The organism is Paraburkholderia lacunae, from assembly GCF_003353175.1.
GTDB lineage: Bacteria > Pseudomonadota > Gammaproteobacteria > Burkholderiales > Burkholderiaceae > Paraburkholderia > Paraburkholderia lacunae.
Genome location: NZ_QHKS01000013.1, coordinates 225869 through 240360, shown reverse-complemented (window position 1 = coordinate 240360; position 14492 = coordinate 225869). Strand labels below are relative to the sequence as shown.

The 14492-nt window shown below is 58.9% G+C and carries 12 protein-coding genes and 1 pseudogene; 6 read left to right on the top strand and 7 right to left on the bottom strand.

The window, feature by feature from the left end; translation table 11 throughout:
• The 6 genes and pseudogenes from DLM46_RS21565 to DLM46_RS40425 form a co-directional block, all read left to right on the top strand.
• Positions 1–145 (top strand): 4Fe-4S dicluster domain-containing protein (locus DLM46_RS21565; RefSeq protein ID WP_133300364.1); only part of this gene is annotated, 145 nt, incomplete at its 5' end.
• 1161 nt (positions 146–1306) lie between these two features.
• Positions 1307–3952, top strand: coding sequence for a type VI secretion system Vgr family protein (locus DLM46_RS21560; protein WP_165848032.1), 2646 nt, complete (start codon positions 1307–1309; stop codon positions 3950–3952).
• A 19-nt stretch (positions 3953–3971) separates the two neighbouring features.
• Entirely contained in the window at positions 3972–5747 is a 1776-nt protein-coding gene (locus DLM46_RS21555) for an esterase/lipase family protein (protein ID WP_115103601.1), read from the top strand.
• Between the two features lies 1 nt (position 5748).
• Entirely contained in the window at positions 5749–7071 is a 1323-nt protein-coding gene (locus tag DLM46_RS21550) for a T6SS immunity protein Tli4 family protein (RefSeq protein WP_115103599.1), read from the top strand.
• Positions 7072–7437: 366 nt separating this feature from the next.
• Positions 7438–7701, top strand: a complete 264-nt coding sequence (locus DLM46_RS21545) for a PAAR domain-containing protein (protein WP_115103597.1) — start codon at positions 7438–7440, stop codon at positions 7699–7701.
• A gap of 349 nt (positions 7702–8050) precedes the next feature.
• A pseudogene (locus tag DLM46_RS40425) lies at positions 8051–8161 on the top strand (IS481 family transposase); the annotation flags it as partial.
• 59 nt (positions 8162–8220) lie between these two features.
• Here the strand turns inward: DLM46_RS40425 and DLM46_RS21535 are convergent.
• The 7 genes from DLM46_RS21535 to DLM46_RS21505 all read right to left on the bottom strand — a co-directional run bounded on the left by DLM46_RS21535 (position 8221) and on the right by DLM46_RS21505 (position 14477).
• Entirely contained in the window at positions 8221–9144 is a 924-nt protein-coding gene (locus tag DLM46_RS21535; protein ID WP_244306319.1) for a flavin reductase, read from the bottom strand.
• A gap of 104 nt (positions 9145–9248) precedes the next feature.
• On the bottom strand, positions 9249–10070 hold the full coding sequence (locus DLM46_RS21530) for an alpha/beta fold hydrolase (RefSeq protein ID WP_115103595.1): 822 nt from the start codon (positions 10068–10070) through the stop codon (positions 9249–9251).
• Positions 10060–10647 (bottom strand): amino acid synthesis family protein, encoded by a 588-nt coding sequence (locus DLM46_RS21525; protein WP_115103593.1) that lies wholly within the window; start codon positions 10645–10647, stop codon positions 10060–10062. The genes DLM46_RS21530 and DLM46_RS21525 overlap by 11 nt, the downstream gene beginning before the upstream one ends.
• A gap of 272 nt (positions 10648–10919) precedes the next feature.
• Positions 10920–11603: a GntR family transcriptional regulator gene (locus DLM46_RS21520; protein ID WP_115103648.1), complete on the bottom strand. Its 684-nt coding sequence runs from the start codon at positions 11601–11603 to the stop codon at positions 10920–10922.
• Between the two features lie 101 nt (positions 11604–11704).
• Positions 11705–12787: an ABC transporter ATP-binding protein gene (locus tag DLM46_RS21515; protein ID WP_115103591.1), complete on the bottom strand. Its 1083-nt coding sequence runs from the start codon at positions 12785–12787 to the stop codon at positions 11705–11707.
• A gap of 3 nt (positions 12788–12790) precedes the next feature.
• Positions 12791–13591 carry an ABC transporter permease gene (locus DLM46_RS21510; protein WP_115103589.1) on the bottom strand — a complete coding sequence of 267 codons (801 nt, stop codon included), beginning with the start codon at positions 13589–13591 and terminating at the stop codon, positions 12791–12793.
• A 1-nt stretch (position 13592) separates the two neighbouring features.
• Positions 13593–14477: an ABC transporter permease gene (locus tag DLM46_RS21505; protein WP_115103587.1), complete on the bottom strand. Its 885-nt coding sequence runs from the start codon at positions 14475–14477 to the stop codon at positions 13593–13595.
• Positions 14478–14492: the final 15 nt, after the last annotated feature.

Below are 14492 nucleotides of genomic sequence, written 5' to 3'. Positions count from 1 at the left end.
GAAGAACGACGACGGCAGCGAACGCCTCGTGATCAACGCGCAGAACTGCGTGCACTGCAAGACCTGCGATATCAAGGACCCGACCCAGAACATCGTTTGGGTCACGCCTGAGGGCGGCGGTGGGCCGAATTATCCGAATATGTGATTCTGTTTTTTCTGCCTGCACGGCGCCGCTGGTCGGATGCCCACGGCGTTGGCTTTTTCTATTCTTTCTGGTTATTGGCGCTGCCCCTGTGCGGGGGATTTGCATGCATCGCATAGGTACCCTACAACGGCGCATACCGTCAGGCTGGCGTGACCTCAGGCATAGCCTCGCACAACACGGCGTACCCATCGAGCGCATCAGAAAATAGCTCGGACACAGCAGCATCCAGCAGACGACCTGCAACTGCAACTGGACCAGCTCCAGCTACTGCGCGATGTGGTGCTGCCGCAACTGGAAGCACATGCCGCGGTAGCTGTCGGGATAGAGCCGTGCGCCCTTGGCTCGTCTACCACGACGCCGCAATACTGTGAAATTTGCTTATCTCGATAACGATCTGTAATGCCAAATTAATTAGTTTGACAAAAGTTGACATTTTTTCGGATCTGGATGACGCCCATTACGCCGCGTACCATCTCGGATGTGTTTGGACGCTCCCATACGTACTATGGGCGCATTGCGCACGCGCTGGACGACGCACTGGTTGCGATTGAAGACCGCGCGTTAGATGCATTGAGCACGGTATTTCAGGTGGAACAACACGGGCATTCCGTCGCATAATACCGAGTCGCTTCCGTATGCCGTGGCATTGCCATCCGGATTTCCCGGGCGGTTGATTGGAAAATCCATGTGTGCCTAGTCAGTCATCCTATGCTATATGCATGGGGGGTCCGCCTGCCGTGGCGCGCCCTCGTGCATCACACGATGGCTAAACGGGACGGGCAGATGCCGGTTTCGCTCCCGGGACGGGTAATGACGGCATCGTTGCTTGTTCACGCGGCTTAATCATTGTTAAATGCGTGGCGATGATTTGGCAGTAGGTAGAACGCAGTGCTTCGATATCGTGGGCGAAATCGCCAGCGACAGTTAGCCCGGGAGCCGGTCAGCGCGAAGGGTTCGCGCGGGTGTTGCGGGATTGAGAGGTTCCGGGCAACCGTGTTCGAGTTGTAAGAACAGGCGGTGACCGTCGAATGGCGGTCAATTCGAGTATTCATTATTCCGGGGCGAGAATGGATCGCGCAATCTGCGTGTGATTCCATTGCCGATGAGACCATGCCGATATCGTCATTTGCGTCTGTTCCTTCTCAAAATCCACTGGAAGGCTTGTCTGCTGCATTCAAGAACTTCGATCAATTGTGGTCAATATTCAGCCAGTCGCAACGTCAGCTACAGGTGCAGCTCGCACCAGACGCAGGCATTTCCGGCAATGCGATCCTGCCGCATGAGCTAACCGGTAGTGAAGGGATTTGCGAACCGCTGCATTACACGCCGCGCTGGCTCTCGACGGACATTCGCCTGCCGCTCAAGGCACTGAACGGCGTACCCATCGCGTTCCAGATCGGCGACTTCACGGGCGCTCATCGCACCATCAGCGCGATTGTTACGAGCGCGCATCAGCTTGCCTCTGACGGCGGATTCGTGCTGAACGAGTTTGTTTGCCAAGACGCGCTGTCGATCCTGGCTCATCGCACAACATGGCGCGTCTTCCGCGACAAGTCGGTGGTCGATATTTCGCTCGAAATTCTCTCCGGACACCTTCAAGGCAACGGCGTATTGGGCGGCGCATTTGCGTTCGATACGAAGGGCTTGATGGCGACCTACCCGGCCCGGGCGTTCACGATGCAGGCGGGCGAAAGTGATGCGGCGTTTCTGATGCGTCACTGGCGCTTCGAGGGAATCTGCTGGTATTTTTCGCACGAGGTCAAGGACGGCTGGCCGGTCCATACCCTGCATCTGGTCGATAACGTGCATGCGTGGCAGGACAATCCTGCCGGAACGGTGCGCTTCCACCGCGCTGACGCAACCGAGAAGGACGATACGATTACGTCGTTTCAGGCTCATCGCTATCTGATGCCGGGCGCGGTGCTCGCTGCGTCGCCCGACTACCGGACGGGGCGTATTCAGGAAGTCAGCGAAACGAACCTCCGGGATCAAGGCAAGCATGGCAAGGCGCTAGCGGGCACGCTAACGGACTACCAGTACGACTCGCCGCACGTCGCGAACGACTCACAGCACTACGAGCAGATCAACCTGCGACGCCAGCAGGCACATGAACGGCGGACGAAGAATTTCACGGGCGAAGCCGTCGTGCGTGCGTTTAGCGGCGGCGCGGGTACGGTATTTTCGTTAACCGGCCACGCGGAGATGGATCAGCATCCGGCCGAACAGCGGCGACTGGTGCTGACCCGTATTGAAACCCGCGTGCGCAATCACCTGCTGACAGGTTCTCCGGGCAAGGGGCCGCTGACGCTTGATGAGGATGGTCCCGCCTATATCAACCGCTTCGAATGCATCCGTGCCGATATTCCGGTTGTGCCAGATTTTGATCCGTCCAGCGTGCCGACCGTCGGCCCCATAAGTGCCCGTGTTGTCGGTGGGCCAGGCATGGAAATCGACGTGGACAAGGACGGTTGTATCGCCGTGCAGTTTCCGTTTGCGCGAGCCGATGAACATCCGCGCGCCGGGGCGAGTGGCACATCGCGCGATTCGGCCCGTATCCGGTACGCATTGCCGTGGGCCGACAACCAGGCAGGCACTGCGCTCTGGCCGCGAGTGGGTAGCGAAGTCCTGATCGTCTTCCAGCAGAACGACCCGGACAAACCCATTGCGATTGCGATGATGCATGGTGCGAACTACGCGCCGACACAGTTTTCAGGCACGGGTAGCTTGCCAGCCAACGCAGCGCTGTACGGCATCCGGTCGAAGGAAGTGGGCGGGACCGGCTACGGGGAGCTACTTTTTGATGACTCAACGAATGAAACGAAGACAAAACTTTCGTCCGAGCATGGCAAGACGCAATTGAATCAAGGCTGGATCGGTCATCCTCGCGACAACGGAAAATCCGAGCGGCGTGGCGAAGGATTCGAGCTGCGCTCCGACCGCTCAGGGGCGGTCCGCGCGGCGCAGCTACTGATCTCGACGGACCTTCGGCCGAATGCGAAAGGTGCAATACTGGATCGGCAGGAACTGATCGGACAGCTTGAGGCCGCGCTGGCGATTGTGAAACAGCTTGGCGACCTGTCATCGACACACGAAGCGGACGCGACCGATACGCGACCTCACGAAAAGCTTGTCGAGCAGATCAGGCAATGGGACACGGGCAGGCAGGACGGCGCAGCCATCGCCCTTTCTGCTCCGGATGGCATCGCCCTGTCCAGCCCGCACAATGTTGTGGCGTCGGCTGGTACGCACATTGACATGGTGGCGGTTCAGGACGCGAACATCAGTACCGGCCGCAAGATCCTGATGCGTGCTGCACAGGGGCTGTCCGCGTTCGCGAAGGCCGGCATGAAGCTGATCGCGGGCAGCGGCGACATCACTGTTCAGGCCCAGCAGGGCAAGATGGAAATCGGTTCAGCCGACGACGCGCATATCTACTCGTTGAAGCGACTGGTGATCGAAGCGCAGAGCATCGTTTTCAAGGCCAATGGCGTAACTTACTCATTGGGCGACGGCAAGGTGCTTGCGTCATCGAGCGGCGAACACCGGATCGAGTCGGGTGGATTCAGCCATACGGGCGGTGGTGGCGGCAATCCGGATCTGCCGCATATGCCTGCATCCTCGATGAAGACCGACGAGCAGTTTGCCGTGGCGTCGCGTAACGGGAACGCGTACCAGCAGCTTCAGCATCAGGTCGCCGACGAAACCAGCACCGTGCGTGACGCGGGCAAACTGGCGACAGACGGGGCCAATCAGAACATCGTGCAGGACACGCAAATCAGGCCGATTACGCTGATTCCGAAACTCTAATTCCTAGAAGATTCGCGACATGACGACCTCTGCCGACGAAACCTGTACCACTAAACCTGTTCATGCGAAAGCACGCCGACGCGTACCGTTGCAGTTTGACGAGAACGGTGACCCGTATTTCGATAGCGTGACCAGTCCCGAAAGCTTCAAGATGCGCGCGCTTTGTGTCCTGCCACCGAGGCACGTGATTCCGGTTATCTTCGTACCGGGCATCATGGGGACGAATCTTTGTGCGAACGGAACAGCGCAGAAAGAGGGAACCGATGCGTGGACGCCCCCCAATGGAAAGATGGCGGGGCTGGGTGAGTTCGGCAGACGCAGAAAGCAGACACCCACCGAGCGTCAGAAGCAGATGAATCCTGCTGCGGTGAAGGTGAACGACAAAGGACCGGTCAGCATCCAGCGGGGGCTTTTTACGCTGACCGAGAAGGAAGCGAAGCGGCGGGGTTGGGGGCAAATACACCTCGACAGCTACGGCGGCATTCTGGCGGAGCTAGAATCGGCATTGAACGACCAGTACCATGAAACACCGCTCGGCAAGATAGAACCAATGCCGGTGTGGGAAACAGCGCAGACGCTCAAGCGCGTGGAAAAGAGTGGTTTCATGTCGATGCACAGCGAGACCGTCGATGTGGTTCAGCATGATTGGCATCCGATCAATTCCGATGTGCCGCCGCTGACTGAAACCGAATTCGCGCGACTTGACGATTACTATTATCCCGTGTGGGTGTGCGGCTACAACTGGCTGGACAGCAACGAAGTCTCCTCCGACCTGCTGGTTCAGCGAATTCAGGAAATCAGGGATTGGTACAAGAAGGGCAAGTACTGGATTCCGACCGACAAAGTGATTGTCCTGACCCATTCGATGGGCGGCCTCGTGACGCGCCGCGCGGCGCAGAAGGTCGGGGATTCGATGCTGGGCGTCGTACATAGCGTGCTGCCGGTTGGCGGTGCGCCCGTGGTATATCGTCGTTTCCGTTCGGGGGTCGAGACGGGTGGTGCCTTCGATATCCCGGGCATGATACTGGCGACTATCCTCGGCTGGGACTCGTCCGATTTCACGTGCGTGGCAGCCCAGTCAGCGGGACCGCTGGAGCTTTTGCCGAACACATACTATCCGCCCGGTTGGCTGAAGTTCGAACAACATCGGAGCGGCAAGGCACAGGACGTTATGCCACCCCTGCCCGTTTCCGATCCGTACTCGGAAATCTATGCGAAGCGGGTGCAGGATGTCTGGTGGGGCATGGTTGACGACAAGTTGATCGATCCCGCAAATCTCACGCCCAAAGGTCTAGAACCGTATGACCTATACGGCGTTACCTTAACCAAGGCGCAGAGCTTCCACGAAAAATTGAAGCTCGACTTTCACCCCGTCACCTACGCTCATTATGGCAGCGACAGCGGACAGATTTCGTTTGGAAACGTGAAGTGGATCACCACCGATGAGGTGGGCGGCGACTTAGCATCGGCTATGCCAACCGCTCAAGCCGCGTCCTACACATATCTCGGCGCAGCGACGCTCGGTGCGGGTGAACAGCAGGCCAAGTTCAAGCTGGAGAGCAAAAAGGCGCCCACCGAATACGACAAGACGAATTCGGGTGACGGCACGGTCCCGATGCCTTCCGGGGCGATTCTTACTCAGGGAAATCCGCCGCCAAAGGTTTTCAAAATGACGGGATTCGATCATCAGATGAGCTATGCCAATCAGAACGTTCAATACAATGTGCTTTATTGCGTTGCCAAGATTGTGCAGCTAGCTCCGCCCATCAGTGAGCTACCATCGACCAAGGAATGACATGGCTAGTCGAAAATTCGTGGCGGCGCTTTGCGCCGCAATTGTTACTACCGTTTGTTATGCGAAAGGGCCAGCGATGAGTGATACCAAGACCTATTGTTTCGGCCGCTATCTGGTTGATGTCCCCGTTGATGCACAAATCAATGGTCAGGCTTATGAATATGACTATGGTCAGATAAACGTATCGAACGAAAGTACGAGCAAGTCCAGTTTTGAAGAACGAATGCGAGTACGAGCTACCGAACTGAAGGCAGGAAAACAGAAAGATGGATTTCTATACGTTGGAGATCGCCACTTTCCTTCGGATACCTATGTTTTTGAATTGTCAAGGAAATTGATAACGAGACCTGCGTCAGGGTTTGAGATTTATAAGTGGGATCAGGGCGGCACGTATTCTATGCAAGGCGTGGGCTATGCGCAGGATAAGATATCGTCTGTTATCAGCGGCATTCAAAATGAAATCTTTGCCAAGTTGAAATTCAGGGATATAAATGATATTCCCACTCGTTCCGGTTTCTGCCTCAAGAATGGTTTCATCACTGATGATGGCTCTAAGGCGCAACACGAAGACACCGGAATTAGTTTCAAATTCGCTCGTTGGCCCGGGGTTCTCGTATCAGTTCATACGATGACCGTGACGAAGCTTGGCGAGCCGAAGTTGCTTGAGAGAATCAATAGCGCACCTGTACCTGATGCACTGAAGGGTGTCATTGGCCTCATCAAGACATTGCGTAAGGGAAATCGAACGGTCAACGGTCGCGAGGGTGAGGAAATTCTTGAAACCTACCCGACCGACCTCGGGTTCCGCACGCATCAGTTTCGATGGGAAGCGCAAGGTACGCAGGTAAGCGAACCGCTGAAGCCAACGTTGATTGTTGAGTTCGAAAGCGGAATGTTCAAGGACGATCATGGGAACCCGCTGCGACCGAATATTACGGATGAGCAGGCCGTCGAGATTTTCGATGCGGTCGTGAATTCGATCCGGCTGCGTCCGACCAGTGGCGGCAAGATGTCCAGTGTCGAATCTTCTGCCGTGTTGCCGTTAGGGACGCTTGTGCAAACCGGCTCAATTTGCCCTCAGACGGGCTGGTGGACGTGCCCAGAGGCGAATGGTCATGAAGTCGTTGGAGGCGGACGGCAACGGTTTGTTGCTGGTTCGGTGATGCCGGTTGCGACGGTACTGGGGAGTCAGAATTTCGCCGACCGATTGCTCGGTAAGCGACCCCAATACAACGTAAATACTACTTGGCAACTGGTCGGCTTCGACCAGGTTGATGGAGCGAACACCGGGTCGCTCGATCAAGCCAACACCGATCCGGCGTGAATCTCTGAGAAAGATGAAAAAGAATTTTTCAACTGTTTTTATCGCCTTTAGCTCTATAGCCCTGTCAGGATGTTGCATGTGGGGACCGAGTGTTGTTTCGTCGGAGATGCGATGGGTGAAGACCAATTCGTCAGCCACAGACTACGATTCAACAGAAACTCTGTGTAATAGTAAATTGGATTCAGTGATCGAAAAGTGCAAAATTGACCCTGGGCTGATTAAATCAAATCCAAATGTGGATTATGTTGATAGAAATTGTTATGTGCCTAAATTAAATCAATGCATGAGGGAGCACGGTTGGGAGCGTCGGGAAGTTCCGGTTCGCACGTGCCCAGGTATGAAACTTTTCTAAATTTCGGTCACGTCATGAAAAATGTTATCCGTGTCGGTGACCCGACGAGCCATGGCGGCGTTGTCGAATCCGGCGATTCAGAATTCGTCGTGGATGGACGTGCCGTCGCCCGCGTTGGCGATACCTGTATCTGCCCGATTGCCGGGCATCAGGCGTGCGTTATTGTCGAAGGCGATCCGAATTTCGTGATTGGAGGGCGCGCCGTAGCGTTCGAAGGCCACCATACGAGTTGTGGTGCAACGCTTCAATCGACCCTCGGGAATTTCGGGACGGTGTGAACACGAGTCCGGAGGAAGTGCGGCAGAAGCTGGCGAAGTGGACGACGTACAAACTGGACCCGTTCGTTCTGATCGATGAAACGCTAGGGCCGGACGGCGTGCGGGGGGAGTTCACGCCCTACGGTCATGCGCCCATATGCTTTCTGTCTGCAATTGATGCGCAAATCGAAACCAAATTCCGAACCCGGCTCTTTCTGCGAAAGCACGGTCACAAACCCGCGTCGCAAACTCATCCTATGGCGTTTCGGGATGAACCGCCGCGTGAGTATCAACAGCAGCGTGCGATTTCACTTCATCTCGGTTGGCAAGCCGATCAAGGTCAATTGTTGATCGAGGCGGATGGCTTGACCAGTACAACAATGAGCGCGAACATCAAGGGCGATGGTGCTACGGCAAGACGCCTCTGCGTACCTTCCTCGATTCACTCGAACTCGCCAGGGAGAAACTGCTTCCTCACTAAATCGCGTTCCTTAACTCGCTTCTCCGACTACCTGTCAGGTCCGGTCCACGCTAATACAACTAATTCATCACCAACGACCTCACCGTCCCCGACTCCACATCCCCCACATAAATACCAAACGCATCTTCCATCCGCTCCTTCACATACCTGCGCAGCATCGCCCCCACCGCGGGATCGCGAATCTCATCCCACGGAATTTCACTAAGCGGTACATAACGAACAACCTCGCCAACAGAGGCATCATCCTCAACACGTCCGCGATAATAAATATGCGTCACACCTTTCGCTTCGAAGACAGCAAACAAAAAATCCAGATTCACCTTCAACCGATACCCGTCGAGCACGCCCCGCAAGCTGGCAGCGTCAGAAACCGGCTCAAGCCGCGTGCCGGTAGGCAACTCCAACCCGGCAGCGGTTTCAATCAAAACCAACCCCAGCGGATGCTCGAGAATCGCGCCAACCTGAGCGCGTTGCCCCGTCGCGGCAAGCGCCTCCTGCGACAGCCTGAAATCGACATAAGCCCCGCGGCAATACCCCAGCGGCGTCGCGCTCGTATTCGCAAACGCCACCACGCGGCCAATCAGAATGATGTGATCGCCCGCATCCACCACCTGATGGGTCTCGCAATCGAAACTCGCCGCCGCGCCGTCTATCAACGGACTGCCAGTCTGACGCGCGTGCCACGCAACCTGCGCGAACTTGTCCGCGCTCTTCGACGCGAACACGCCCGAGACAGACCTCTGATCTTCGGCCAGCACGCTCACCGCGAAACGCTGCGTTTGCGAAAACACCGGATGGCTCGACGCGGTCTTGGCAATGCACACGAGGATCAACGCAGGGTCGAGCGAAACCGACGTGAACGAGTTCGCAGTAAAGCCGCGCGGCGAGCCGTCCGGTTGAATGGTGGTCACCACGGTCACACCGGTCACGAAGGCGCCCAGCGCCCGGCGGAATTCAGCAACATCGAAAACGGATTCGCCCACGGTCTTACTCCTCAAGATAAACAACTCCGGTCCGGGCCCGGATCACTGACTTCACTTCTTGCTTCACTTCTTGCTTCACTTCCCGCTTCACTTCCCACTTCGCTTCATTTGACTTCGCTGAAAAAATGCAGAAGCCGCTGATTCACCACCGCCGGCGCCGTCACGTTCATCATGTGCCGCTCGTTCGCGACAATCTCGGCGCGCGCGTTGGGCGCGGCGGCCGCCATCGATTGCGACATCGCCGGGCTCGAGTTCGGATCGCATTCGCCGGTCATGAAAAGCGCCGGCATGCCGAGTTGCGGCAAACGGCCAACGTGCGCCCGATCGGAACTGGCAAAGAGCCGGTAGGTCCGCGCATACCCCTCCGGATTGACCGACTCGAGCAGCGAACGCACCAACTCCGCCACGTCCGCAAGATGCCCCGGCACCGGATCGTCGAACCAGCGCGCGATCGTCGCGTCGATGCTCGGCTGTTCGATGCCGCCGGTATCGAGCGACGCCGCCCGCTGCATGACCGCGGCGCGCTGCGTCGGCGTGCGGTCGTAGACCGCATTGAGCGCGACGACACTCGCCACCCGCTCCGGATAACGCAACGCGAATTCCAGCGCGATCAGCGACCCCATCGAATGACCGACCACATGCGCCGCCCCGATCTGCAAATGGTCGAGCAGCGCAGCCAGTTGCGCGGCGTATTCGGCGAGGGTCGGCTCGGCCGCCGGCAGACGGCTCGCGCCGTGTCCCAGCATGTCGTACGACACCACCCGAAAGTGCGCCTGCAACTCGGCCACTTGCGGCGCCCACACGCTGCGGTTCATCCCCACACCGTGGATCAGCACGAGTGCCGCGCCCTCGCCTGTCACGTTGTATGCCGTGCCGTCGAACGTACCGCTCGTCGACGCACGCTCGATGACGGTCTCAGGCTTCATTGGACCCCAGCTCCTTCAGATCCTGATAACGGTCGCCAATGCGGTGATGCGGCCGGCCGCCGATCGACGCGCCCAGCGCGATCACGAGTTCGTCGGGCGCGGGCGCATCGACGATCGAGAACTGGACGGTCAGGTAATGCGAGCGCATGCCCTCGTCGCCCTTGTGCATCAGCGGGATCGTGACCGGGCAATTCGGGCCGCCGCGCAGATTCGTAAAGCTCAGATAGCTCTTCGCGCCCACCGCCTCGCGGAATTTGTTGCCGAAACGCAGCGTATGAATCAGCGCCGACGCATGTTCGACCTCGCCCGACGTGCCGACGATCGCCGCTTTCCCATAGCCCTCGACAGCCGCGCCGGAGCCGGCAATGCGCAGGATTTCGGCCGTCAGGATTTCGCCCAGTTGCGGCGCGAGGCCGTGAATCTCCGGCTTCAGATCTTCGACAAAACCGCGTCCCGCCCAGGGGTTGCGCAGCACGGCGGCAGCAGCGAAGAGCTTCAGCGGCTTCGAGGCCGCTTTCCCACCCTCGATGAAGGTGTCTTCCACATAGGTGACCAGCTTGCGAATCTCGAGCTTCATAAGACTTTCTCCGTGGGCATTTGCGCCATGGCCTCATGCGACAGCGCCTTGAAGGTATTATGGTATTCCATATTATTGTACGCAAGAATTTTCAGGCGTCGGCGGGTTTACGCGGGGGTGGGGTGGACGTACGGGAACGAGCCGCGATTCACCGCCAAACACCGCGGTCGAACACCGCAGGCGAACATCGCTGTCAAAAATCGCGGGCGAAAAAAAGCCGTCGGAATCGACGGCTCGACGGACGGCTTCCTGCCTTGCTGCCGGACTGTGGATCAGTCGCTGGTTGCGGCTTCCTTTTCGGCGAGCGCCGCCATGGCGATGCCGGCGGTGCGCCTCACGTGCTCAAGCGATGCGGCAGCCGCCGCTTCACCATCTTTCTTCGCGATGGCCGCGAGCAGCTTGTTCATCTCACGATTCGAATCCGTGCCGCGCCCAGGCGATGAAATCGTCACCGAGCGTAACTGGTTGATCCGCGCGTTCAGCGACTTGACCACCTGATGCATCATCAGCTTCTGGCCGCCGGTGAACATCGTTTCGTAGAAATGTTCGGTGTTGAGCAACACGCGCTTGAAGTCCGCCTTGTCGAACGCGTCCTCGATCTCCTTGCGGATATCGCGCAGCTGCTTCACCAGCGCAGGCGTGGCGCGCTCGGCGCAGGCGCGCGCGGCTTCGGACTCCAGCAGCGCGCGGATTTCGTAGATTTCCTCGACCTGCGCCGGATCGAGCCTCGCGACGATCGGACCCGAATGCGAGCCGGTTTCGACCAGACCTTCCGTTTCGAGGTGACGCAATACCTCGCGCACCACCGTGCGGCTCACGCCGAGTTGATCGCACAGCGTACGCTCGATCAAGCGGTCGCCGGGCCGATAGAAGCCCTGAGAAATGGCTTCGCGCAATTTCTCAAGCGTCAGTTCGCGCAGCGTCGGCGCACTGCGGTCGACACGCATTTGATCCATCATGACTCTCTCCCGTCTCCGGGCGACGTCCGGATATCGTGGTTTTTGGAATCCCATAGTATCGCATAGCCGACACCCGGCAAATCCGAAGTGCGCGGCTCTCAGACAGGAAAGACCCGGGCGCTCACGCTATCCCAGTCGAGCCATGCTTGCGCACCGACCGCCAGGTTCGCTTCGCGCAAACCGGCCGGTGCGCGCACCGCGATCTCCTGCGCCCACGGCGTCGCCACCGAATAGTGCATGGTGTCGCCCAGATAGGTGACGTCACGCACCGTCACCGGCAAACTGCCGTCGGCGCTTTGCACGGGCTGCGTGCGAATCCGTATCTGCTCGGGACGCAGCATCAAGGCGCCGTCGCTGCCTGCACTCAGCGCGCGATCGAAACTGCCCACCTGCACCGGCTTGCCGTTCGGGAACACCGCGTGCGATCCGCCGTTGGCGTCTGCCAGCGTGACCGGCAAAAAATTCGAATTGCCGACGAAACTCGCGACGAAACGCGATGCCGGCTGTGCGTACAGATCCTCGCCGGTTCCGACCTGCTCGATACGCCCTTTGTTGAACACCGCGATCCGGTCGGACAGGCGCAAGGCCTCCTCCTGATCGTGGGTCACGTAGAGGATCGTCACGCCAGTCTCCTGATGAATGCGGCGCAGCTCGGTCTGCAATTCCTCGCGCAGCTTCTTGTCCAGCGCGGAAAGCGGCTCGTCCATCAACAGCACCGGCGGGTCGTAGGCCAATGCGCGCGCGATCGCCACGCGTTGCTGCATGCCGCCCGACAACTGCCCCGGCATGCGGTCGCGGCAATCGCCGAGATGCACGAGCTTGAGCATCTGTTCGACCTTCGACTTCACCTGGGCGTCTGGCAAGCGCCGCACGCGCAGCGGAAACGCCACGTTTTCGCCGACGCTCAGATGCGGGAACAGCGTGTAGCGCTGAAACACCATGCCGATGTTGCGTCGATTCGGCGCGACCGACAGCAGCGATTTGCCGTCGAGCAGCACGCGTCCTTCGGTGGGCGACTGGAAACCCGCAACGATGTAGAGCGTCGTACTCTTGCCCGAACCCGAGGGTCCGAGAAAAGTCATGAACTCGCCCTTCCTGATGTCGAGCGAGACTTGATCGATGGCCACGACCTGATCGTAGGTCTTGCGAAGCCGTTGAATCTGCAGAAACGGTGAGCTCACGATTTACCTCGCTTGAGTACGCTTGAGTACAAGTCCCAGCAACATCAGCACGACGGTCAGTCCGACCAGCAGCGACGATGCGGCGGCAATCACCGGCGTCAGGTCTTGCCGCACCGTGCTCCAGATCCGCACGGGCAAGGTCTGCAGCGTCGGGCTTGCCATGAAAATGGACACCACCACCTCGTCCCATGAGGCGAGGAACGAAAAGATCGCCGCCGCGAACAGGCCGAGACGAATTGCGGGCAGCGTGACGCGCCACTTCACTTCGAACGGCCCCGCGCCGCAAATCAGCGCGGCATCTTCGAGCGTGGTGTCGAAGCTTTCGAGCGAGTTGCTGATCGCGATGATCGAAAACGGCAGCGCAATGATCAGATGCCCGATCACGAAGCCGACCAGCGTGCCGGTCAGGCCGATGCGCAGGAAGAATGCGTACAACGCGACCGCGAGCACGACGACCGGCAACACCATCGGCGTGAGAAAAAATGCCTTGAGCAGCGCCCGCCCGCGGAAATTGCCGCGCGTCAGCGCGAGCGAAGCGAACAGACCCAGCGTCACCGACAGCACCATCACCACGAGGCCCAGCTCGACGCTGGTCATCAGCGAATCGAGCCAGCCGGGATCGGAGAGCAGCAGGCGATACCACTGGAGGGTCCAGCCCGGCGGCGGAAACATCAGCCATTGCGAATTGCCGAACGACAACGCGACGATGAACAGCACCGGCAACAACAGGAACAGCGACACAGACGCGCCGACCGCCAGGAGCAGCCAACGCAACGGTCCGAGGCGATCGAAATCGAGCAGCATGTCAGTGGACTCCTGAAGCACCGGCCGCGCGCCCGGAAAAGCGCAACTGCAGCGCATAGAGCGACAGCGTGACGAGCAGCAGCACAAAGGCCGCGGCGCCCGCAAGCCCCCAGTTGAGCAATTGCTGCACGAGTTGCGCGATCAGTTCGGCGAGCATCATGTATTCCGGGCCGCCCAGCAGCGCAGGCGTCACGAAATAGCCGAGCGCCATCACGAACACCATCAGGGCGCCGCTCGCAATGCCCGGCATCGCAAGCGGCACCAGCACGCGCCAGAAAGCCTGCCAACGGCTGGCCCCGCAGATGGCGGCGGCCCGCAGCGTGGTGGGATCGATCGCGCGCAGTGTGGCGTGCAGCGGCATCACGAGAAACGGCAGCATGATGTAGGTCATGCCGATCGTGACGCCGGTCAGATTGTTGACGAGAGTAAGCGGCGCGTCGATCACCCCGAGCCACATCAGCAGACGGTTGATCGGCCCGGTTTGCTGCAGCAGCACCATCCACGCGAACGTGCGCGCCAGCAGGTTGGTCCACATCGAAAGCAGCAGGATCGCGAACACCAGCTTGCCGATCCAGCGCGGCGCGATGGCCAGCAACCACGCGGTCGGAAAACCGATCACAAGGGTCACCGCCGTCACCACCGTGGCCACGAAGAACGTGTTGCCGAATACTCTCAGATAAGTCGTCGAACCGAACAACTGCGTATAGTTCTGCAATCCGGGGCTCGGTTCCAGCACGCTATGCAGCAGCAGCGACAGCACCGGCAACAGAAAGAACACCATCAGCAGCAGCACCGCCGGCAACACCAGCCGCGCGGTCCTGAATCCGGCGCCCAGTTGCAGCTTACCCACGGCAGGCTCGGCGACGGTACTCAATGCATTCGACATGACGACTCCCTCGAT